This is a genomic window from Lutibacter sp. A64, from assembly GCF_022429565.1.
GTDB lineage: Bacteria > Bacteroidota > Bacteroidia > Flavobacteriales > Flavobacteriaceae > Lutibacter.
This window is the reverse complement of the sequence record NZ_CP092487.1, coordinates 3,798,026-3,822,592: the sequence shown is the minus strand read 5'-3', so window position 1 is coordinate 3,822,592 and position 24,567 is coordinate 3,798,026. Positions and strand designations below refer to the sequence as shown.

Genomic DNA, 24,567 nt, shown 5'->3' with positions numbered 1-24,567 from the left:
TGATTTAAACCAAAAAATTTCAAAATAACTTTTCCCGTTAACACACTTGACAGGATATTACCTTTAATATTTAACAAAACTCATTCTTTTCAATCTCGAAAAACATAACATTTAATTGTTATACTTCTTAAAATTTTCTGCTTGCTCAAATATCTCTTTATACACTTCATCTCTATCAATTGGAGGGTAATCATTTTCAGCTAATAGCACAATCAAATACGCTTTTAACTCTGCTTTTATATCATTTCTCTGATTCCAATCTGTATATTTAGCCTTATCATCCACCACTTTTTTAACTTCTTTAGCTAGATAAATAAGTTTATCCTCTGGGTAATCAAAATCATATTTTACTGCCAACGATTTCAAAATATCGTAAAAAGCCTTTTCTTCAAAATCAATACCCATATCATTAAATGATTCTTTTTCTTTTTTAAGTGAATGATATAAATCTATAATTTCATCTGTAAAATCTTCTAAAACTTCACTTTGTAAAATATCAGCTTTTCTTTCATTGTATTTGTCAACTAATGTTTTCATTTTTTTAGAAAAATCAACCCCTTTTACTTTATTTATTTTTTTAAAGTCATCAATTGCTCTTGCTAACAATTGTTGTAATAATTTTATTTTGGTATTCGGTAATTTTATTTTTTCGATTTTAGCTAAATAATCTTCATTAAAAATATCAATCTTACTTTCTTTATCATCTCCAAGTTTAAATATTTCCTCAATACCTTCACTTTGTAGTGCTTCTGAAATCATCTTACGAACCTTTGCATTCATTTGAGCAGTATCGGGTGCATCGCCTTTGGTTAGTTTAAGTACAATTGAACGAATTGCTAAATAAAAATGAATATAATCTTTTTCTATATGAGAAAGTTCATCACTTCCACAACAAATGTCATACGCTGATTTTAAGCGTTTAACTAACCCCATAAAGCGCACTTCTATTTGATTTGTTAATTGAACATATTCAGATGCTTTATTCAAACAATCTAATTGTTGTAAAGATTTTCCTGTAAAATAATCTGTACTATCGAAATTGTGAAATATCTTTGCCAATAAATCTAATTAATCTTTTACAGCTACAATAGATTTTTGAATATCTTCTATATTATTACCATCAACTTTTGAATATTTTTTTAAGGCTTTGTTCATTTGGGATTTTATCCCAATATAATCGACTATTAGCCCTTTTTCTTTAGTTTCAAATTTTCTATTTACTCTTGAAATTGTTTGAATTAAATTATGTTGTTGAATTGGCTTATCAATGTACATTGTATCTAAAAAAGGAACGTCAAACCCCGTTAACCACATATCTACAACAATGGCAATTTTAAAGTTTGATTTTTCATTTTTAAACTGCCTATCTAATTCTTTTCTATACTCCTTTGTTCCTAAGGCATCATACATTTCTTTTGGATCATCTTTACCTCTGGTCATAATCATTTTAATACGCTCCATTGGTTTAATGTCCTTTTGTTCTTTTTCAGTCAATTCCACACCATCATCACAGTTTTTTATTTCTTCCCATTCTGGTCGCAAAAGGATAATTTCTTTATAAAGATTATAAGCAATAGGTCGGCTACTACAAACAAACATTGCTTTTCCTTTTATTGAAGCTCCTTCGTTTACTCTTTGCTCGTAATGAGTTACAAAATCTAAAGCAACTGCTTTTAACCTATCTGGATCACCAACAATAGCACTCATTTGGGTTGTCGCTTTTTTACTTTCCTCTATTTGATATTCATTAGAGCCTTCCTCTTCACATAAAGCATAATAATCTTCAATTTCTTGAAGTTTACTAGTATCTAATAATACTTTAGCTGCTCTACCTTCATACACAATTTTAACTGTAATATCATCTTTTACAGACTCAGTCATTGTATAAGTGTCAACAATATCACCAAAAACACTCATTGTTGCGTCTATTGGTGTTCCTGTAAAACCAACATAAGTAGCATTTGGTAAGGAGTCATGAAGGTATTTTGCAAATCCAAATTTTTTCTCAACTCCTTTATCGGTAATCACTATTTTCTGGTCTAAGTTTGTTTGGCTTCTATGTGCTTCATCAGATATACAAATCACATTTGTTCTATTGGTTAAAAGCGCTGTATCTTCAGTAAACTTATGTATTGTTGTTAGAAATACCCCTCCACTATTTCTTCCTTGCAGCAATTCTCTCAGTTCATTTCTGCTTTCAACACTAATAATAGTATCATCTCCAATAAAACCTTTAGCATTAGTAAACTGTCCAGAAAGCTGGTCATCTAAATCTGTTCTATCAGTTATTAAGATTATTGTAGGACTTGAAAAGTGCACACTCTTCATTAATAATCTTGTTAAAAAAAGCATTGTATAACTTTTACCACATCCTGTCGCTCCAAAATACGTTCCTCCTTTACCATCACCTTTAGGACGTTGATGCAGTTTTATATTGTTAAATAATTTTCTTGCAGCATAATATTGTGGATAACGACACACAATTTTATCATCCTTTTTTGAGCTGTCTTGAAAATAAATAAAATTTTGTATAATATCACGTAAACGGTTGTGGTTAAATATCCCTTCAATTAATGTATACATAGAATTTATACCATCAACTTCATTGTCTAAACCTTCAACTTTTCGCCACGCATAAAAAAATTCATAAGATGAAAAAAACGAACCAGCTTTATTATTTACACCATCACTAATTATACAAAAAGCATTGTACTTAAAAAGCTCTGGAATATCTCTTTTATATCGATTAGTTAACTGCTTAAAAGCATCGTGTATTGTTGCATCTTCTCTAATAGCACTTTTAAATTCAAAAACTACAAGCGGCAATCCATTGATGTACAAAATACCATCGGGTATCCTTTTTTCATAACCAAAAATTTCAAGTTGATTTACAATTTTATATCTATTATTGTTTTCTTCGGAATAATCAATAAACTGAATGTAAAGGTCTTTTTTACTGCGATCTTCTCTTTTAAAAACATAGCCATCAGAAATAAGTTTCATAATAGCTTTATTGCTCTCATAAAGGTCTGAAGAGGAGTAGAGCTCTAGCTTACGAATTATAGAATTTACTTCAACACTAGTGAGTCCATCTTTTTTATATTTACTCAAAAGAAATTCTTTTAAATCATCTTTAAGAAGCACTTCTGAAATATCTCTTTGAATATTTTGTCCAGAAACATGTGGTATTTTCTCTGAGCCTAAAAGTTCAATAAATGCTTTTTCTAATTGGGATTCCGTAAATTTCATAGCTTTAATCGAATTTAAATTTCCAATCTATTTTTTCTAATCTTACAGCAATAGTAAGTAATGTTTTTAGTATTTCACTTTCATTTGGATACGTGCCAAAAACCAATGTTTTAAAACTACCTTGATAGGTGCTTTTTAGTTGCTTCCATGTTTCTTTAGGCTGACTAAACAATAGTGCGTCTTTAGGATGTTTTTTTAAATACTCATTGTTATTTTTAAAACTTACTAAATCATCATTTGCAACTCGTAACAACATACTATCAAAACTTTCAGAATTAAAGAATGTTTTAATCTCGTTATTATTTAATAATTGATGAATATCATAAGTATGTCTAATTTTATTATTTAAATCTTCAATAGCATCTTTGGTATATGAAAAACGAACTAAGCTCATTATTTTTTCGCACAATGTCCTTTTAATATCTAAAGCCAAAACATTGAAAGGGAGCAATCCATATTGTGTTGCCAAATTTTCTTGTTTTGTATTTAACATCATTTCATAAATATAAGATGAAACTATTTTTGTTTCATAAGGTTCGTGATGCCCTAATCTGGTAGCTTCAACTATAATAGTATCTCTCACTTGACCAAATTCACCCTTAAATGCTTTTGGATAGGAATGTGCTGTTTTTCTAACCATTCCAATTCTATGAGTAATACCTTTTTCTTCTATTTCAGGTAATAATTTAGATACAGCTGTTGTTATATCTTTTAGTTTTTTCTTTAAATAGTGATCTGACTGGTTGTCACTTTTTAAGATAATTAAGTCTATATCTTCCGAGAAGCGTTCTATAATATTGTAACATTTGGACAATGCAGTTCCTCCTTTAAATACAATTCCCTTACCTAATTCACTTTTATACAAATTATACAATACAAATGTTACCCAATAATCTTTTTCAACATAAATATCCTTAATATGTTTTTGCTCTGCTGTAAACTTTACTGCATCTTTAAATAAGTCTTTATTTTCGTGTAGGTTCATTTAATATTCCAGTTTTTAGCAGTTGGTAAAATGTTTTCTGAAACCGATAAATTATAAGTTGTTATTGGGTTTAAAGACTTTTTAAGGGTCTCTGTATTTTGATTGCTATCTATTTGTTGAAAAAACGCACCTAACAAAGCTCTTGTTGATGGTGGATATTTTAACGCCAGTTTTTTTATCTGTTCTTGCTCTTCTTCTGATAAATCAGCTAATAATGTTAGCAAACGAGTACACGAATTATTGATAGTTGCATCTGGAATGTCTTTAATAAAACGAATAGCATCTAACAATCTTAATAACGGTATATTTTGCTTTGTAATGGTGTTTTTTTGTTTGATAAATGCTATTTTAAACCTACCTCTTTGTAAAGAAGGTCTAGTTTCATTTTTAGCAATTTGTATAATACTACTTACTTGCGCTGTAAAACCCATTGCATTGTAAAAGCTATATCCAGTAATATACCCTAAAAGTTTTCCGTTTTTCTCTAATAAATCTTTTACAATTTGATTTTGCTCTGGCAATAGATTTCCAAAAACAGTGCTTTGAGGTTTATAATATTTACCTTTTGAGAGCTTTTCAATTTTACCAGAAACTACCATTCTATTTAGATGTTTAATAATAGCTTCTCGCTTTGCCACCTCCGATAGAAAATCTACATAGGTGAAAACATAGCCTTTTGGCAATTTATTTACCCTATCTTCAATGTAATCAGATGCTTTCATTTATTTAACTTTATACAAATGTACTAAAAATGTCCAGTTTATTAATTAAAAAACTGGACAAATATTAATAAAGTATTATAGTTTTAGATGGAAGTCTTTTAATTTTGTGACCATTAATGGTCACAAAATTAAAAGACTTCCAGTATCCAGTTTATTTATTAAATTGATAAAACTATAATCCTTCATAATATTCCTTAATATTATTTACCATTAATACCCTTCTCTCTTTTAAAAAATCATTATAATTAGAGTGACTTGCATTTAATATTGAAGTAGGGATATCATTAACTATTAAATTACTAGATAGTAATTCTTCTGAATCAATGGTAGAAATATTATTAACTTTAGCAGCTATTTCATCTTTCACTTTAGCAAAATATTCACTTGGAGACATCATTCCTACTTTAATATTTGTTGATTGTTCTGTATATACAAAGTTTGCTATGGAATGTCTAGTTTTGTTGGTACGCATTTAAGTGAATAAATTAACTTAGCAAAATGGGAAGAATAATTTATAATGAAGATTTCAAAAAGATGCTAGTATCGTTACTAGATTCGGGTAAATCTATTAAAGAATTGACATTAGAGTTTGGACTACCTAATAAATTTCTTATAACTTGTGTCTAAAATAAATAGAAATAACTTGTTGTTTTTAAATTCGTCGTTTGTGAAATTTTTCATTTTCTTCTCAACATTAACTTTATTGAAATAAACGTCTAATTCATATTTCAAATTTTCTTTAGATAATTTATCAGCTGTTAATAATGCAATAAACTTTTCCTCAACAAAAGATTTAATTTTTGTTAATTTATTATTTATAACATCTTTTACATTTGATACTTCAACCCTGTTTCTAACTTGTTGATTTTTCACATCCCAATTTTTTACAGAAATTTTTAAACCAGTTGAATAAACCAATTCATTCTTTTCTGGCAATAATATTCTTAAACTTATTGAGACATCTTTTGAAGAGACTTGTTTCTTAAAAAAAATTTTATTGTTGCCATAGCAATTGCAATTTTCGAATACTTAAAAGTAATAAAAAATAAATTTGTACCGAAAGATGTACCGAAAATTATTTTATTTCTCTTTATCTAACTTTATTCTATTTTACAAGAAAACCTCTAGAACCTCAATAAACAAAGGGCTTTGAAACAAAATTGCATAAAAAAAGCATCTCAATTGAGATGCTTTTTGCGGTCTGGACGGGACTCGAACCCGCGACCCCCTGCGTGACAGGCAGGTATTCTAACCAGCTGAACTACCAGACCGTTGCTCTTAGCGGTTGCAAATATACAAGTGTTTTTGACTTCTGCAAAACTTTTTTCAACTTTTTTATAAAAAATTTTTTCTACTCATTAAATACGATAGAAGAATCGTGTCAAACCCTTTATTTATAGCTACTGGAACGTATTCAATTTTATATTGCATACACCTCAATTTCAACTCATTAAAATATTTTAGCATATTTTTATGGTATTGTTCCTTTACATTTGAGGCATACATATTAATTTCTTCGCCAGTTTCTACATCTACAAACTTTTTTGGAGAATTTTCAAAATCAAAATTCAATTCTAAGTTTTCATCATATGTATGAAACAAAACAACTTCGTGTTTTTTATATCTTAAATGCCTTAACGCGTCAAATAATTCTTGTTCATCTTTAGACGCCTGAAACATGTCTGTAAATAAAAACACCAACGATCGTTTAGGAATCTTTTCTGAAATTTCATGCAATGCTGTATATGTATCTGTTGTTGAAACTGAAGGTTTCTTTAACAAACCATCTAATTCTGTTAATAACATCCTTCTATGGCGTTCTCCTCCTTTTGCAGGTGCGTAATATTCGTTTTTATCACTATATACACTTAAACCTACAGCGTCTCTCTGACGCTTTAAAATTTCCATTAATGCTGCAGAAGCAATAGCTGAAAATGCAACTTTTGTTAAATTATCTATTGTTGGTTGTTTAACTACTGGATAATGCATAGACGCTGAATTGTCTATAATTAAATGACAGCGTAAATTTGTTTCTTCTTCATAACGTTTTACAAACAACTTTTTTGTTTTAGCGTAAAGTTTCCAATCTATATGTCGTGTACTTTCTCCTTTATTATACAATCTATGCTCAGCAAACTCAACAGAAAACCCATGAAACGGACTTTTATGTATCCCGGTAATAAATCCTTCAACAACTTGTTTTGCTAACAAATCTAAGTTATTTAGTTCTGAAAGATGTTTTACTGATAATGTTTCCATAAATATTATTTAAAAAGTACTTTCAATTTTTAACAATTGATAATATATAAAATTGGTTTTAATTATAAGAAATTAAAAATAGTAAACTAAAAATAAACAAGCTGTATAATTATAATATTTATTAATTTAAAAATAAAAAGCTCGACAAATTTTGTCGAGCTTTCTTAAGTTATATATAAAATTAAATTTTATAAATGTGCGTCAATTTTTTGAGCATATGTTGCTTTAGGAGCAACTCCAACTTGTTTTTCAACAACTTCTCCTCCTTTAAAAACTAAAACTGTAGGAATATTACGTACTCCATATTTAGCTGCAAACTCTTGGTTTGAATCAACATCAACTTTTGCTATTGTTGCTTTTCCTTCATATTCAGTTGATAGTTCTTCCATTATTGGAGCAACCATTCTACAAGGTCCACACCAAGCTGCCCAAAAATCAACCATTACTGGTTTATCCGATTGTAAAACAACTTCGTTAAAAGTTGCATCTGTTACTTCTAATGCCATGATATATTTTTATTAATTAATAAATGCTATTTAAATTTGTACAAAAGTAAACAAATATTTCACCAAAACAATTCAACATTTATTACTTTTCTTTATTAAACTATTAACAAAACTAATTTTAAGTGTTATTAAAATACTTCTTTTGCTATTTTTTTTATATTATCCGATTTCCCCATCGAATAAAAATGAACTACAGGAGCTCCGTTAGCTATTAACTCTTTAGATTGCTGTATTGCCCATTCTATACCTATTTGTCGAACTTGTTTATTATCCTTACAAGATTCAATAGAAGCAATCAATTCTTCGGGTAAATCTAACCTAAAAACTTGAGGTAATATTTGCTGATGTCTTTTTACTGCAATAGGTTTTATACCTGGTATAATAGGCACAGTAATACCAATACTTCTCGCTTTTTCAACAAAATCAAAATATTTTTGATTGTCAAAAAACATTTGCGTTACTACATAATCTGCACCAGCAGCTACTTTTTCTTTTAATCTACGCAAATCTGTTTCCATACTTGGTGCTTCTAAATGTTTTTCTGGATAACCAGCCACACCAATACAAAAATCTGGTTTATTAGTTGTTTCAATAATATTATGTAAATATTTACCCTCATTTAATTCTTTTATTTGAGCTACTAAATCAGATGCAAACACATTTCCGCCTTCTGTTGGTACAAAATACGGTTCGTGTTTCATAGCATCACCACGTAATGCCATAATATTATCTAACCCTAAATAATGACAATCAACCAACACATATTCAGTTTCTTCTTTAGTAAAACCTCCACACAATACATGTGGAATTGCATCTACATCATATTTATACTTTAAAGCAGCACAAATACCTACAGTTCCTGGTCGCATCCTTGTCATTTTTTGCTCTAATAAACCATTTTCCTTTTTTATATACACATATTCTTCTCTAGAAGTTGTTACATCAATAAAAGGCGGATTAAATTCCATTAAAGGATCTACATTATTGTATAAATCTTGGATATTTTGACCTTTTTGTGGTGGTACAATTTCAAATGAAAACAATGTTTTACCGTTCGCATTTTTTATATGATTTGTTACTTTCATTTTTTTTAGTTGTTAGTTTCTAGTTGTTAGCTATTAGTTTTTCACAAACTTTTTAACTTTCAACATTTAAACTTTTGAACTTAATATTTTGGGCGTTTCCTTTCAGGTCGCGCTATTCGCTATATCTTTTTCTCCGTTACACTCCAAAAAAGGATGCCGCTACTATCGCTAACGCACTTTTGACTTTACATACCTAACAGGTTTTTAAAACATGTTAGGTCTTACTTTAAACTTTCTAACTTTCAGCTAAATTAGGATTTAACCATTTTCTCATTACATCTAAATCCTTATTTTTTCTATCAGCAACACTTATCAATTGCTCTTCGGTAATTTTACCTACTCCAAAATATTTAGCTTTTTCATTTCCAAAATAATAACCCGATACCGAAGCTGCAGGCCACATAGCTAAACTATCGGTTAATTCTACCCCAATAGTTTCTTTAACACTTAACAAATCCCATATAGTCCATTTTTCTGTATGATCTGGACAAGCAGGATATCCTGGAGCTGGACGAATACCTTTATAACCTTCTTTAATCAACTCTTGATTAGATAAAACCTCTTCTAAAGCATAGCCCCAGTATTCTTTTCTAACTTTTTCATGCAGATATTCTGCAAAAGCCTCTGCTAACCTATCGGCTAAAGCTTTAATCAAAATAGAGTTATAATCGTCGTGATCTTTTTCAAATTCCGCAGCTAATTCAGCTGTTCCAAATCCTGTAGATACACAAAACGCTCCCATATAATCTTCAATTCCTGTTTCTTTTGGAGCAATAAAATCTGCCAAGGCAATATTTGGTATTCCTTCTTTCTTTTTTAATTGTTGACGTAATGTTATAAACTTAACATTTACTTTAGTTCTATCCGTATCTGCATAAAGCTCTATATCATCTTCGTTTACACTATTTGCTGGAAAAATACCAAAAACAGCTTTTGCAGTTAATAAATTTTCATTTAATATTTTTGCAAGCATTAATTTTGCATCATTAAATAAGTTGGTAGCCGCCTCTCCTACAACTTTGTCAGTTAAAATTGCAGGGAATTTACCTGCTAATTCCCAAGTTCTAAAAAACGGACTCCAATCTATATAATCTACTAATTTTGTTAAATCAAAATCTTCAAAAACTTGAATTCCTTCAAAATTTGGTTTTACAATTGTTGAAGTACTCCAATCTATCTTAAACTTATTTTTTCTTGCATCAGCTAACGACAAATATTCTTTTTTACTTGATCTATTAGCAAAACCTTCACGAACCTTAACATAATCTGCTTTTATATCGCCAACATATTTTTGGTTAATTCTTTTATCTAATAAATCACCAACTACAGTTACTGCTCTTGAAGCATCGTGCACGTGAACTACAGCATTTTTATATTGTGGATCAATTTTTACTGCTGTATGTGCTTTAGAAGTTGTTGCACCACCAATTAACAAAGGAACTTCAAATTTTTGACGCTCCATTTCTTTTGCTAAATACACCATTTCATCTAAACTAGGTGTAATTAAACCACTTAAACCAATAGCATCAACGTTTTCATCTTTCGCTGCTTGAATTATTTTTTCTGGGGCAACCATTACCCCTAAATCTACAATATCATAATTATTACAACCTAAAACTACACCTACAATATTTTTACCAATATCGTGTACATCACCTTTTACAGTTGCTAATAAAATTTTTCCATTTGCTTCCTTTACACCATTTTTATCTGCTTCAATAAAAGGCAATAAATAAGCTACGGCTTTTTTCATTACACGAGCAGATTTCACCACTTGAGGTAAAAACATTTTACCAGAACCAAATAAATCTCCAACTACATTCATACCAATCATTAAATTACCTTCAATAACTTCAATTGGTTTTTCAGCTTCCAATCGTGCAGCCTCCACATCCTCAACAATAAATTCATCCAAGCCTTTTACCAATGCATGAGTTATACGATCTTGCAAAGGTTTTTCTCTCCAAGACATATCTACTTTACGTTCTTTAGCAGTACTTACAACACTTTCAGCAAAATCTAGTAAACGCTCTGTAGCATCATCTCTTCTATCTAAAATTACATCTTCTACGTGTTCTAATAAATCTTTTGGAATATCATCATAAACCTCCAACATTGCAGGATTTACAATTCCGATATTCATTCCTGCTTTAATAGCATAATACAAAAACACTGAGTGCATTGCTTCGCGTACCGCATTGTTCCCTCTAAAAGAAAACGACACATTACTTACACCTCCACTTACACTAGCATTTGGCAAATTCTCTCGAACCCAACGTGTAGCTTCAATAAAATCTAAAGCATTTCTACGGTGTTCTTCCATTCCGGTTGCCACTGGAAATATATTTAAATCAAAAATTATATCTTCTGAAGGAAATCCAACTTCGTTTACCAAAATATTATATGAACGCTGAGATATTTCAATTCTACGTTCGTAATTATCAGCCTGTCCATCCTCATCAAAAGCCATTACAATAACGGCTGCTCCATACATTTTTATTTTTCTTGCATGTTCTTTAAATTGTTTCTCTCCTTCTTTTAAACTGATAGAGTTTACAACACATTTACCCTGCGCAACTTGTAATCCAGCTTCAATAATTTCCCATTTGGAACTATCAATCATAATTGGAACACGTGCAATATCTGGTTCTGCAGCAATCAAATTCATAAAGCGAACCATTGCTTCTTTTCCATCTAACAAACCATCATCCATATTAATATCGATAATTTGTGCGCCACCTTCAACCTGATGACGAGCAATAGCTAATGCTTCATCAAATTTTTCTTCTTTTATCAATCGTAAAAACTTGCGAGAACCTGCAACATTGGTACGTTCACCAACATTTATAAAATTACTTTCTGGAGTAATTATTAAGGGTTCTAGGCCCGAAAGTTTTAAGTATTTTCTTTCTGTATTCATGCTATTATGTGTGAGATTCTGAAATAAATTCAGAATGACGAAAATTTATTTTTTTGAATCAACTCTACGAGGTTCAAATCCTTTAGCTACATCTGCAATAGCTTTAATATGATCTGGGGTTGTTCCACAGCACCCTCCAATAATATTAATTAAACCCTTTTCTAAATATTCTTCTATTTGATTAGCCATCATTTCAGGCGTTTCATCATACTCTCCAAATGCATTTGGCAATCCTGCATTAGGGTGTGCCGAAATTGCTAAGTCAGATTTTTGAGCTAATACTTCTAAGTGTGGTGTTAATTGTTTTGCTCCTAAAGCACAATTAAAACCAACAGTTAATAAAGAAATGTGTGATACAGAAATTAAAAATGCTTCTGCCGTTTGCCCCGATAATGTTCTTCCACTAGCATCTGTAATTGTTCCGCTTAGCATAATAGGAATATCAATTTTTCTTTCTGCCTTAATTTCTTCAATAGCGAATAAAGCAGCCTTAGCATTTAAAGTATCAAAAACTGTTTCAATTAATAATACATCTACTCCTCCATCAATTAATGCTTCAACTTGCTGCTTGTAAGCGACTCTTAAATCATCAAAAGTTACTGCTCTAAAACCTGGGTCATTTACATCAGGAGACATACTTGCTGTACGGTTTGTTGGTCCAATTGAACCCGCTACAAAACGCGGTTTAGATGGATCTTTTTCAGTAAATTCTTTTGCAACTTCTTTAGCTATTTTAGCAGATTGAAAATTTAGCTCATAAACAAAGTCTTCCATTTTGTAATCGGCCATAGCAATTGTTGTAGACGAAAACGTATTGGTCTCAATAATATCTGCTCCGGCTTCTAAATATTTTGCATGAATTTCTTTAATTGCTTTTGGCTGTGTAATTGAAAGCATATCATTGTTTCCTTTTACCGAAACTTTGAAATCTTTAAATTGTTCTCCTCTGTAATCTTCTTCAGTAAATTTATACTGTTGAATCATAGTTCCCATAGCGCCATCTAGTACAAGGATTTTATTTTTTAATATGTTACGAATGTCTTCCATTTTATATTTTTTAATAAATACGCGGAAGTTATTAAGAAGTAATTGTTATCTGTCCATAATTAATGGTAGAACGTAGCACCTTCTTTAGCTTTAAAGGGTTGCTAAGGCTTCAACAGGTCTATTCCCTCTGCCTTTCTTAATAACTAATATGTATGTTTATGAACTTTGTGCAAATAAACGGCATATTCTTATGAATAACAAACTACTACCGCAATTTATTAAATTCTAAAGCAATTTCTCAGTTAATTGATTCATTTTCTTTACTTTCTCTTGAAAATTACCTTTTATAGTTTTTCTAAATGCATTTAAATTAGTAGCCAAATCATCTATATTTTCAGGGATTACATCTTCAAAAAACTGACGTAAACGCTTTGCTAATGTAGGTGATTTTCCGTTAGTTGAAATTGCTATTTTAATATTCCCTTTGGTAACAATACCTCCTAAATAAAAATCACATAATTCAGGAGTGTCTGCTACATTTATTAAAATATTTTCTGATTTTGCATCTAAATAAATTTGCTTGTTTACCTGCTTATTATTAGTTGCTGCAATAACAAGCTGCTTATTTTTTAGTGCAGATTTATTGTATGGAGCTGTTGCTGTTGATACATTATGTTCTTCAACTAGCTTTAGCAAATTTTCATCAAACTCTTTAGAAACCACCAACACTTTTGCATTAGGACTGGATTTTAATAAAAATGAAAGTTTTTCTAACGCTACAGTTCCACCTCCAACTATTAATACATTTAGCTGAGACACTTTTAAAAAAATAGGATATAATTCATTTTGATTCATAGTAACTTTATTTTAAACACTCTTAGCTGTAAAACTACTACTAAAATGCAATTACAACTCTTTTAACAATTCAGAATGAACATTTTTATAAAATAAGTGAAATTTTGAACTTTCCTTAACTACTTCACCAATAACAATTATGGCTGGTGAAGACAATTTTTTTTGAGCTACAACCTCTTCAATGGTATTTATTGTACCTAATCCTAATTTTTCGTTTTTTGTTGTTCCGTTTTGAATAATTGCTGTTGGTATTTCAGTTTTATTATATTTTTTAAAAACTGAAACAATTTCATCCAACTTACTCATCCCCATTAAAATAACAACTGTAGCTGTTGATTGAGCCGCCAAATATACATCGCCCGATAATTTTTTTTCTGAAGTGGTTCCTGTAATTACCCAAAAACTTTCAGCAACACCTCTTTTTGTTAATGAAATACCTTGACTTGCAGGTACAGCCATTGATGATGAAATACCTGAAACAACTTCGGTTTCTATACCAAATGACTCAATATAATCAATTTCTTCAGTACCTCTTCCAAAAATAAAAGGATCACCTCCCTTTAAACGGACAACATTTCCGTACTCAAAAGCGCTTTTAACTATTAACTCGTTAATCTGATCTTGAGAAAAGCTATGCATTCCTTTACGTTTACCAACAAAAATCTTTTTTGCAGTTGGTGCATACGCTAATAATTCTCTATTTATTAAAGCGTCATATAAAATAACATTGGCTTTTTGCAATGCTTTTACACCTTTTACCGTTATTAAATCTGGATCTCCTGGACCAGCTCCAACTAAAGTTACTTTTTTTTCTAATTTAGTTTTCATTACTCACAGTTTTAGCTCTATAATCATTTGCTTTTTTATAAAACAACTGTGCATCGCTCAAATATTTTTGAGCAAATTCTTTAGTTGGTTCATTATTTTTTATTTGATAAATCAATGTTGAAAAAGGCACGCCTAAATCAATTTTATCTCCAAAAAACTCATCAAACTGAGAAATAATACCAACATGTGTATTGGTTTTCTTTTCTTCTGAAGTTAGCAAAGCTTTTGCGGTATTAACAATACTTGAATATGCGTAATAAATACTATCTGAAAACTGATTTAGATTTAACGACTCTGAAGCGTTTTCTAATTTTTCTTCACTTTCTAATAATAGCGTAGCAATTAAATCTATAACAACACCTGCACATTCTCCTACTCCAACAGCTTTTTCATAAGCATGTTCACTTCCCCAGTCAATAAAATCGTTTTGTTCTAAATTAGTAGTATCTGACAAAGGTTTTAGCAGGTTATAAAAATAACGTTCACCTTGGCGGTCGTAATAATCTATAAAACTTTCGTTAGCTAGAACATTTGCCTCATAATCATTTAAAATTGAACGTAATGCGTTTGGGCCTCGTTTACTTGGTATTTTTAATACTTTATTAGCAATTCTACCTTTTCCATCTCCTAAAACACTTCCTCCTAATAATACTTGTAAAGCTGGAGCTACCAAATTTCCAGATTTAATAGACATACCTTGAAAACCAATATGCGCCATTGTATGTTGCCCACAAGAATTCATACAACCACTAATTTTTATAGTAATATTTTTGTTGTTTGCGTATTGAGGGTATTCATTTTTCAATACATTTTCTAATGCCACGGAAATTCCCGTACTACTTGCAATACCTAAATTACAGGTATCTGTTCCTGGACACGATGTAATATCTAACGTACTTTCGTACCCTAAATCTACAAAACCCATTTTTTTTAACTCTACATAGAAAAAAGGCAATAATTCATTTTTTACATGACGAATTAATATATTTTGACGTAATGTTAAACGAATTTCATTACCTGCATATTTTTTAATTAAATCTGCTAAAATTCTAGCTTTATCGGTATAAAAATCTCCTAAATGCACTTTTATTCCAATAGCACTTAAACCTTTTTGCTTTTGAGGAATTACATTTATTGCTTTCCAAGCTTCAAAAGCTTTTTCATTTTTAATTTCTACTGTTGGAATTTGAACATGAGATAAATCTACCTCAGCATCAAAATTAGAAGTATCTATCGGGTATGTTTTTACTGATAGTGCTTTTTGCTCTTCTTCAACCAATTTTACAAATGCATTAAAACCAATATCTTTTATTAAAAATTTTAAACGTGCCTTTGCTCTTCTAGAGCGTTCTCCATACCTATCAAAAACACGTAAAACAGCTTCAGTTAGAGGTATAATTTTATCAGCTTCAATAAATTCAAAAAGTGTATCTGCTAATCTAGCTTGCGATCCTAATCCACCAGCAAGCATTACTTTAAAACCAGTTACACCATCTTTAATTTTAGCAATATAACCTAAATCGTGCATAAAACTTAAGGCTGTATCTTTGTCGGTTCCTGAGAAAGAAATTTTAAATTTTCTACCAAGTTCTTGACAGATTGGGTTTCTTAAAAAAAATTCAAAAGTAGCTTGTGCATACGGAGAAACATCAAAAGGTTCTTCTGGATCAATACCTGCAGTTTCACTTGCGGTTACATTTCTAACGGCATTTCCACAAGCTTCACGCAAGGTAATATCATCTTTTTCTAGTTCTGCCCATAATTCTGGAGTTCTATCTAAACTAACGTGATGAATTTGAATATCTTGACGCGTAGTAATATGCAATCTTCCTCTAGAATATTCATCTGAAACATTAGAGATTCTGTGTAATTGTTCACTTGTAACTCTTCCGTAAGGTAACTTAATACGAATCATTTGAACACCAAATTGGCGTTGACCGTAAACACCTCTCGCAAGACGTAAACTTCTAAATCTATCTTCATCAATTTCACCCTTATAAAACTGTTGAATCTTTTTTTCTAGTTCAATAATATCCTTTTCGACGATCGGATTTTCGATCTCGCTTCTAAAGCTTTGCATGCTATTTTATTTTTTAGTTAGTAATAATAGAATTCCTAGTTCATAAGGAATTATAAGCTTCAATAAATTAATATGTAATTGATTTTCTTTTAGTTATTCAATAAATCCGACTCCTACGGTATTGTTAGATTGTGGATCGATTAAAATAAAAGATCCGTTAGTTCTATGCTCTTTAAAAGCATCAAAAAAAATTGGTTTATTTACTTGAAAAGAAATAGACGCAATATCGTTCATTTTTAAACTTTCAACTCCTGTTTCAATTCCAGAATAATCTGGATTTATTTTATTGTGAATCGCTCCAACTTTAGCCAATACTTTATTTACGCCGTGTTGTAAAACATATTTTGAGCCAGGTGTTAGATTTTCGTTATCCATCCAAGTTACAGTTGCTGTAAACTTTTTTTCAATTTTCGGCAATTCACTTTCTTTTACAATCATATCGCCTCGGCTCACATTTACATCATCTTCTAGGGTAACTGTTACTGAAGATCTACGAGCTGCAGTTTTATATTTTTTATCATAAAAGAAGATTTCTTTTATTTTTGATTTTGTTTTTGAAGGTAAAATAACAACTTCATCACCAACATTTAATTCACCTCCGTACACTTTACCTGCATACCCTCTAAAATCGTGATATGCTGATGTTTTTGGGCGAATTACATATTGCACCGGAAAACGTACTTTACCTTTATTATAAATATCTTCGCTATCTATTTCCTCTAAATATTGCAATAAGGTTTTACCTGAAAACCAAGGCATATTTGTTGATTGCTCAACCACATTATCTCCTTTTAAAGCGCTTACAGGAATAAATGTAATGTTTTGATCTTCGTAATCACTTTTATCAACTACCTTTTGAAAATCTGCTTTAATTTCGTTGTATCTTTCTTCAGAAAAATCAACTAAATCCATTTTATTTACCGCTACAATTACATTTTTAATTCTCAATAAATTATTGATAAAAAAATGACGATAGGTTTGTTCAATAACACCGTGACGCGCATCAATTAAAACCACACCAACTTGCGATGTAGATGCGCCTGTAACCATATTACGCGTATATTCTACGTGTCCTGGAGTATCGGCAATTATATAACTTTTTGTTGCAGTTGAAAAATAAATATGAGCTACATCAATAGTAATTCCTTGTTCTCTTTCAGCTACTAAACCATCTGTTGCTAAGGAAAAATCTAAATAATCGTACCCTTTTTGCTTAGAGCTACGTTCAATGGCTTCTAATTTATCATCTGTTAACGATTTTGTATCGTACAATAATCTTCCAATTAATGTACTTTTCCCATCATCTACACTTCCTGCTGTTGCTATTTTTAAAACTTCCATTCTTTTTAGCTATGTGCCATTCGCATTTTGCTATTGGCTAAATTTTATTATCATTTTATTAATCTGCTATTGACTAATTGCCAAAAGCTAAAGGCAAAATTTTCTAAAGAAAATTTTAAAAGTACCCTTGTTGTTTACGTTCTTCCATTGCTGCTTCTGATCTTTTATCGTCAATCCTTGCACCTCTTTCAGATATACTTGAATCTCTAATTTCAGCAACTACTTCACTAATTGTTTCGGCGTAAGAAGCTACTGCTGCTGTACAACTCATATCACCAACAGTTCTAAAACGAACAATACGTTCTTCTACTACTTCTTCTTCATCTCTGTACACATGTTCAGAAGCTGACCAGATTAAACCATCGCGCACAAATGTTTTTCTTGGGTGTGAAAAATAAATAGAAGGAATTTCTAAATCTTCGCGTTCAATATAAGTCCAAACATCTAATTCTGTCCAGTTAGAAATTGGAAAAACTCGTACATTTTGACCAAAATCTATTTGTCCGTTTAACATATCAAATAGTTCTGGACGTTGGTTTTTCTCATCCCACTGACCAAAATCGTCACGTACAGAAAAAATACGTTCTTTTGCTCTTGCTTTTTCTTCATCTCTACGCGCTCCACCAATACAAGCGTCAAATTTAAATTCTTCTATAGCATCTAAAAGCGTAGTTGTTTGCAACATATTTCTACTAGAATACCTTCCAGATTCTTCTTTTACTTTTCCTTGATCAATAGAATCTTGAACATTTCTAACGATTAATTCTAAGCCTAATTCTTTTACCAATCGATCTCTAAATTCAATAGTTTCAGGAAAATTATGTCCTGTATCAATATGCATTAAAGGAAAAGGAATTTTTGCTGGATAAAATGCTTTTTGAGCCAGCCTAACTAAAGTTATAGAATCTTTTCCTCCAGAAAATAACAGCACTGGTTTTTTAAACTGTGCCGCAACTTCTCTTATAATGTAAATTGCTTCGTTTTCTAATTGATTTATGTATAATTTATCTGTCATAATTCACTTTTTACGAATGTAAACCACATTCTCTATTTTCTAATACTTTTGTAGGGTCGAAATATTTAAACTCATTTGGCAATTCATATTCTTCTAGATATGCATCTAATTGCGCATCTGAATAATTATAAAAAGGACTCACTTTTAAAATACCATCTTTACTTAATGAAACTACATTAATGCTATCTCTAAAAGCAGTTTGACCTTTTCTTAAATTTGTAAACCAAACATCTGGTTTATGCTCTTGCATTGCTCTAGTAAACGGCTCTAGTTTTACTTGTTCAGTAAAAATTTTATGTTGTGGATCATCAATTTGAGGGATTCCAATAATTGAATCTCTATACGCAGCTGTTTGTTTTGGCACATATAAATGTACATTTAACTCTAGCGCATGTATCAGTTCATTTGCATGCTTATATGTTTGTGGTGTGTTATAACCTGTATCACACCAAATAATTTTTAATTCTGGTTCAACTTGCGTACAAGCGTGTAAAATAACAACTTCATACGGTCTAAAGTTTGTTGTTAACACTGGGTTTTTAGCAACTGACAATGCCCAAGTAATAATTTCTGCTGGAGATTTATCTTTTAAATCTTCATTTATTTGTTCAATATTAAACTGTTTCATTATTTTCCCCATTTTATTTTATTCCAAATTCTTTCATGAAAAAAGTACAATACCATTTTTGTAATTAATTCTATAGAACCAATTGATAAAGCCAGCGCTATATGTCCGGTAACTAACCAAGAAATTAATACCGTATCTAAAGTTCCAACAATCCTCCAGCTAATTGATTTTACAACACTGCGTAAAGGTTTTTCAGAATCTTTCGATTTTGTTTTGCTTTTAGCTTTAGGCGTTTTGTTTAAAATAAATAATTGATCTAGTATCATTTTTTTCTTTTATACTATTTTGATGGCAAACATACATTTTTTTTATTAGCCTACCAACTCGATAGACTAATAGATTATTATTCTACTAAATTTTAACATTTTTTAAAAAAATTTGTTAAAATTTAAGTATTTAATGCCTGTTCAATATCCTCTAGAATGTCATTCACATTTTCTAAACCAACTGAAATACGCACTAAACCGGGTGTAATTCCAGCTGCTAAACGTTCTTGTTCACTAAGTTTGCTATGTGTTGTAGATGCAGGGTGTGTAACTATAGTTCTAGTATCTCCTAAATTTGCCGAAAGTGAACACATTTTAATAGCATTTAAAAATTTTCTTCCTGCTTCTATACCTCCTTTTACTTCAACAGCAATAATATTTCCTCCTAATTTCATTTGCTTTTTGGCAATTTTATATTGAGGATGCGATGTTAAAAATGGATATTTAACTTTTAAAATATTTGCATTACTTTCTAAAGTTTTAGCAATTTTAAGTGCATTTTCGCAATGTCTATCAACTCTTACAGCCAAAGTTTCTAAACTTTTACTTAAAGTCCAAGCGTTAAATGGAGACATTGCAGGACCCGTATTACGTGAAAATAAGTAAATTTCTCGAACCAATTCAGACTTACCAACAACAACGCCTCCTAAAACTCTTCCTTGCCCGTCCATTAATTTAGTAGCAGAATGTACTACTAAATCTGCACCAAATTTAATTGGTTGTTGAATATATGGTGTTGCAAAACAATTATCTATAATTAATATTAGATTGTGTTTTTTTGCAATTTTTCCTAATATTTCTAAATCAATAATATCGACGCCTGGGTTTGTTGGAGATTCAGCATATAAAATTTTAGTTGAAGGCGTTATTAAACTTTCAATTTCATTAGGATTGTTAATATCAAAGTATGACGTTTCTATATTCCATTTTGGAAAATACTTAGTAAATAAAGTATGTGTAGAACCAAAAACCGAACGCGCAGAAACTATATGATCACCACTACTTAATAAAGCTGCAAACGTAGAATATATAGCAGCCATTCCAGTTGCAAAAGCATAACCATCTTCAGCAGCTTCCATTGTAACAACTTTCTCAACAAATTCCGTAGTGTTTGGATTGCTAAAACGTGAATAAATATTTCTATCTTTTTCTTCACTAAAAGAAGCTCTCATATCTTCTGCGTCTTCAAAAACAAAACTAGAAGTTACATACATTGGTGTAGAATGTTCCTGAAATTGTGAACGTTCTAATTGAGTTCTAATTGCTGCTGTTTCAAATTTTTTTTTACTCATTTAATATAGTATTCTTTTGGGCGTTTCCTTGCAGGTCGCGCTATCCGTTATATCTTTTTCTTCGTTCCACTTTAAAAAAGGATGCCACTACTATCGCTAACGCGTTTTTGATGTTACCTTTTAACTTTAACCTTGCAAATTAATTTTTCTCTGCTAGTCTTAAAACATCACCAAAAACTCCACGTGCTGTCACTGCCGCTCCTGCTCCAGCTCCTTGAATTACAATAGGTTTTTCTCCATAAGATTCTGTAAATACTTCAAAAATGGCATCGGCTCCTTGTATTTGACCTAAAGCGCTATTTGCAGGTACAGAAATTAATTTTACTTCTAAAATTCCTTTATCTTCTTGTAAATTACCAGATAAATCTCCAATATATCTTAAAACATGACCTTCTTTTTGACTGTCTTTAATATCCTGATAATATGCATCCATCTCATCAAGTTTACCTAAAAATTCTGATGCGGAACCTTCACGTAAATCTTCAGGAATTAAATTTTCAATCTTAACATCTGTAAATTCATTTTGTAAATCTAATTCACGTGCTAATATCAATAATTTTCTACCTACATCGTTTCCACATAAATCTTCACGTGGATCTGGTTCTGTATATCCGTTTTCTATAGCTTCTTTTAAAACTACACTAAACGGACGATCTTGTGCTGAATAATTGTTAAATAAATAACTTAACGATCCCGAAAACACACCTCTTATTCCTGTTATATTTTCACCAGAATCATGTAATAATTTTATAGTATCTATTAATGGTAATCCAGCACCAACATTAGTTTCGTATAAATATGTTTTTTTATTTTTACTTAGTTTTTCTCTTAATTCTTTATAAAAAGTATAATCTAATGTATTTGCAATTTTATTTGAAGAAATTAAATCGAAACCGTCTTCAACTAATTCTATATAATGTTTAACAAACTCGCTACTAGCGGTATTATCAATTGCAATTAAATTTTCTAAATGAAATTTTTCTGCATATTCTAAAATATTTTGAATACTGTTTTCTACGTCACTTTTTTCTAAGTCTTTTTCCCAATCTGTAGAAACCCCATTTTTATTCAATAAAACTTTTGATGAATTTGCTACAGCAAAAATATTTAAGTTGATGTTTTTTCTTTTAATAATATTGTCTTTGCTCTTTAAAATTTGATTTATAAGCGTTCCTCCAACTAAACCTTTCCCAAAAATAGCAATGTTTACATTTTTTGAAACTCCAAAAATCTCTCCATGAATAACATTAACAGCCTTTTTTAAATCTGTTTGTTTTACAACCAAACATACATTTTCTCCAGTAACCGTATTGTTAATTAGTATAGGTGTTATATGGTTTTTAATTAACGCGCTATATGGCTGATTAAAAGAATATAAACTTTGACCTATAATAGAAATTACCGAAACATTTTCTGTAACATAAACCTGACTTACATCTTTACTTTGAAATTCTGTTTTAAATTCTTCTTCTAGTACTTTTTTAGCTCTATAGCCATTTTTAGCATCTACAATAAAACCAATTCCTCGTTCTGATGATCCTTGAGAAATAATACTTACACTTATATTTTCTCTACCTAAAGCTCCAAAAATTCTACCATCTACACCAACTTTACCCAATAATCCTCTACCTATTAAGTTTACCAAAGCAACATTTTGTTCAACTGAAAGCGATTTTATACCTCCACGTTCTGTTTCTTTACCTATTAAAGTTCCTTCATTATTAGCATTAAAGGTGTTTAAAATTCGTAAAGGAATATTTTTCTCAATTAAAGGAATAATAGTTTTTGCATGTAAAATATTAGCTCCAAAATTTGCCATTTCATTGGCTTCTTGATAGCTTAATTTTTCAATTTTTTTTGCGTTTTCAACCAAGTCTGGATTTGCTGTATAAATTCCATCAACATGTGTATAGTTTTGAAACTCTTGTGCATTTAAAAAATTAGCAATTAAAGAAGCTGTGTAATTACTACCATTTCTTCCTAAAGTTGTTGTTTCTCCTTGTAAATTTGAACCAATAAAACCTGTAATAATTTGAGTAATATCATCTGGTTGATTTCTAAAAAACTCAATAACATTTTCTTCTGAAGTATTTTCAAAAGGTTGTGCTTTTCCAAACTGATTATTTGTTTTAATTAACAAACGAGTATCTACAAAATTGGCTTTTACACCATTTTTATTCAATAAATTTGCAACCAATTTAGCTGAAATTAATTCACCTTGAGCAAGTACTTGATCTTTAACTTTTACACTGTAATCTCCAAGTAAATTAACGCCTTTAAAAATTTCTTCTAACAATTGAAATTCTGCAGATAAATCTACTGTATTATCAGCCTCTAACTGATAATTTTTCAACTGTTCAAATTCTTCTACATAAGGCAAACTATTTTTAGCTTTTTCTAAAATAGACTCTAAATGATCTGTAGTTTTACCACGTGCAGAAACTACTACTGCTATATTTTCGTTGTTGTCAATTTTATTTTTAATAATAGCTAAGGTACTTTCTAAACCTAAACCATTTGCTAAAGACTTCCCTCCAAATTTTACTATTTTCATCTTATTATGTTTAGAACTTATGTTAAAAATTGGTTCTATAATTTTCCCTAATTGTTTATATTCCATTAAAAAAGCATCGTGTCCGTGTACCGAATTAATTTCGTTATAAGTAACATTCGGGTTTGTTAATGCTAATTGTTTATGTGTTTCTTTATTTTCTTCAGCCGTAAAAAACAAATCTGAATCTACTCCTATAATATGAATATTTGCTTTAATTGAATCTAAAACATGTGCATCTCTTCCTTTGGTAACATCAATAGTTTTAAGCAATTGATTCATTAATCTATAAGCAGATAATTGAAAGCGTTCTTGTAATTTCTTGCCGTGGTGCAACAACCAACTCTCTACATTAAAAATGGCCAATGCTTCATTTTTAGAACGTTGAAAACGCTTTTTAAAAGATTCTGGCGTTCTGTAACACAGCATTGCATGCATACGTGCATCATGTACTGGATTGCTAGAATTTACAAGAAACTGTTCTTGAATTTGACAGTTTGCAATTAACCAATCGGTAGCTTTCCAATCGGTAGCAATTAATATTAAATGTTCGGTAATTTTTGGACTTATAACTGCCATTTCCCAAGCAATTCCACCACCTAAAGAACCTCCAATTAATGCAAATAGACCTTGTATTTTTAATTTTTCAAGCCCTAATAAAAATATGTTTGCTATATCTCTCGCCTCAAAATCTTTATAGTTTTCAATTACAAAACCATCGTACCCATTTCCAGGAATATTAAACGATAAAATAGTGTATTGATTGGTATCTATCACCTTATTTTCTCCAACTAAATCTGTCCACCAGCCACCTTTTCCAGCTACATTAGAATTTCCTGTTAGAGCATGGTTTATTAAAATAATAGGAGCAGAATACAATTCTTTTCCAAAAACTTCATAAGAAAGTTGAAGTTGTTCACTTCTATATCCTTTTTCAGAAATAAAATTGGAAAGAGTTATATGTTGCAATTGCTTCATCAATTATTACTTATTAAACT

At 30.4% G+C, this 24,567-nt stretch carries 20 protein-coding genes, 1 tRNA gene and 1 riboswitch; all 21 genes read right to left on the bottom strand.

The genetic code is table 11. The annotated features are described in order from the left end of the window. Positions 1-111: 111 nt before the first annotated feature. The 21 genes from MKD41_RS16455 to thrA all read right to left on the bottom strand — a co-directional run bounded on the left by MKD41_RS16455 (position 112) and on the right by thrA (position 24,547). Complete coding sequence (locus MKD41_RS16455; RefSeq protein WP_240243253.1) at positions 112-1,059, bottom strand: DUF3387 domain-containing protein; 948 nt, start codon at positions 1,057-1,059, stop codon at positions 112-114. 9 nt (positions 1,060-1,068) lie between these two features. Beyond that, positions 1,069-3,249, bottom strand: a complete 2,181-nt coding sequence (locus MKD41_RS15510) for a type I restriction endonuclease subunit R (RefSeq protein ID WP_240243252.1) — start codon at positions 3,247-3,249, stop codon at positions 1,069-1,071. 4 nt (positions 3,250-3,253) lie between these two features. Further along, complete coding sequence (locus MKD41_RS15505; protein WP_240243251.1) at positions 3,254-4,234, bottom strand: nucleotidyl transferase AbiEii/AbiGii toxin family protein; 981 nt, start codon at positions 4,232-4,234, stop codon at positions 3,254-3,256. Beyond that, positions 4,231-4,956 (bottom strand): DUF6088 family protein, encoded by a 726-nt coding sequence (locus MKD41_RS15500; RefSeq protein WP_240243250.1) that lies wholly within the window; start codon positions 4,954-4,956, stop codon positions 4,231-4,233. Before MKD41_RS15500 ends, MKD41_RS15505 begins: the two co-directional genes overlap by 4 nt. A 172-nt stretch (positions 4,957-5,128) precedes the next feature. Further along, on the bottom strand, positions 5,129-5,428 hold the full coding sequence (locus tag MKD41_RS15495; protein ID WP_240243249.1) for a hypothetical protein: 300 nt from the start codon (positions 5,426-5,428) through the stop codon (positions 5,129-5,131). Between the two features lie 122 nt (positions 5,429-5,550). Further along, a complete protein-coding gene (locus tag MKD41_RS15490; protein ID WP_256451685.1) occupies positions 5,551-5,949 on the bottom strand; it encodes a hypothetical protein in 399 nt (132 codons plus the stop codon). Positions 5,950-6,153: 204 nt separating this feature from the next. Beyond that, positions 6,154-6,227, bottom strand: a tRNA-Asp gene (locus MKD41_RS15485). Between the two features lie 64 nt (positions 6,228-6,291). Then, positions 6,292-7,215: a DUF58 domain-containing protein gene (locus tag MKD41_RS15480; RefSeq protein WP_240243247.1), complete on the bottom strand. Its 924-nt coding sequence runs from the start codon at positions 7,213-7,215 to the stop codon at positions 6,292-6,294. A gap of 188 nt (positions 7,216-7,403) precedes the next feature. Then, positions 7,404-7,721, bottom strand: coding sequence for a thioredoxin (trxA, locus tag MKD41_RS15475; protein ID WP_240243246.1), 318 nt, complete (start codon positions 7,719-7,721; stop codon positions 7,404-7,406). Positions 7,722-7,849: 128 nt separating this feature from the next. Then, positions 7,850-8,806: a methylenetetrahydrofolate reductase [NAD(P)H] gene (metF, locus tag MKD41_RS15470; protein WP_240243245.1), complete on the bottom strand. Its 957-nt coding sequence runs from the start codon at positions 8,804-8,806 to the stop codon at positions 7,850-7,852. A 235-nt stretch (positions 8,807-9,041) separates the two neighbouring features. Continuing rightward, positions 9,042-11,759 carry a methionine synthase gene (gene metH / locus MKD41_RS15465; protein ID WP_256451684.1) on the bottom strand — a complete coding sequence of 906 codons (2,718 nt, stop codon included), beginning with the start codon at positions 11,757-11,759 and terminating at the stop codon, positions 9,042-9,044. A 12-nt stretch (positions 11,760-11,771) separates the two neighbouring features. Beyond that, positions 11,772-12,773 carry a homocysteine S-methyltransferase family protein gene (locus MKD41_RS15460; RefSeq protein ID WP_240243243.1) on the bottom strand — a complete coding sequence of 334 codons (1,002 nt, stop codon included), beginning with the start codon at positions 12,771-12,773 and terminating at the stop codon, positions 11,772-11,774. 42 nt (positions 12,774-12,815) lie between these two features. Further along, positions 12,816-12,919: riboswitch (SAM riboswitch) on the bottom strand. 79 nt (positions 12,920-12,998) lie between these two features. Beyond that, complete coding sequence (locus MKD41_RS15455; protein WP_240243242.1) at positions 12,999-13,568, bottom strand: precorrin-2 dehydrogenase/sirohydrochlorin ferrochelatase family protein; 570 nt, start codon at positions 13,566-13,568, stop codon at positions 12,999-13,001. Positions 13,569-13,619: 51 nt separating this feature from the next. Continuing rightward, on the bottom strand, positions 13,620-14,396 hold the full coding sequence (gene cobA, locus MKD41_RS15450; RefSeq protein WP_240243241.1) for a uroporphyrinogen-III C-methyltransferase: 777 nt from the start codon (positions 14,394-14,396) through the stop codon (positions 13,620-13,622). Next, positions 14,386-16,476, bottom strand: a complete 2,091-nt coding sequence (locus tag MKD41_RS15445) for a nitrite reductase (RefSeq protein ID WP_240243240.1) — start codon at positions 16,474-16,476, stop codon at positions 14,386-14,388. The genes cobA and MKD41_RS15445 overlap by 11 nt, the downstream gene beginning before the upstream one ends. A gap of 93 nt (positions 16,477-16,569) precedes the next feature. Beyond that, complete coding sequence (locus MKD41_RS15440) at positions 16,570-17,817, bottom strand: sulfate adenylyltransferase subunit 1 (RefSeq protein WP_240243239.1); 1,248 nt, start codon at positions 17,815-17,817, stop codon at positions 16,570-16,572. 115 nt (positions 17,818-17,932) lie between these two features. After that, positions 17,933-18,832, bottom strand: a complete 900-nt coding sequence (cysD, locus tag MKD41_RS15435) for a sulfate adenylyltransferase subunit CysD (protein WP_240243238.1) — start codon at positions 18,830-18,832, stop codon at positions 17,933-17,935. A 10-nt stretch (positions 18,833-18,842) separates the two neighbouring features. After that, entirely contained in the window at positions 18,843-19,460 is a 618-nt protein-coding gene (locus MKD41_RS15430; protein WP_240243237.1) for a phosphoadenosine phosphosulfate reductase domain-containing protein, read from the bottom strand. After that, positions 19,460-19,726: a DUF2061 domain-containing protein gene (locus MKD41_RS15425; RefSeq protein ID WP_240243236.1), complete on the bottom strand. Its 267-nt coding sequence runs from the start codon at positions 19,724-19,726 to the stop codon at positions 19,460-19,462. The genes MKD41_RS15430 and MKD41_RS15425 overlap by 1 nt, the downstream gene beginning before the upstream one ends. A 122-nt stretch (positions 19,727-19,848) precedes the next feature. Beyond that, entirely contained in the window at positions 19,849-21,018 is a 1,170-nt protein-coding gene (locus MKD41_RS15420; RefSeq protein ID WP_240243235.1) for a trans-sulfuration enzyme family protein, read from the bottom strand. Positions 21,019-21,157: 139 nt separating this feature from the next. Beyond that, the gene (gene thrA / locus MKD41_RS15415) at positions 21,158-24,547 is read right to left on the bottom strand and encodes a bifunctional aspartate kinase/homoserine dehydrogenase I (RefSeq protein ID WP_305852418.1); all 3,390 of its coding nucleotides are present in this window, start codon (positions 24,545-24,547) and stop codon (positions 21,158-21,160) included. Positions 24,548-24,567: the final 20 nt, after the last annotated feature.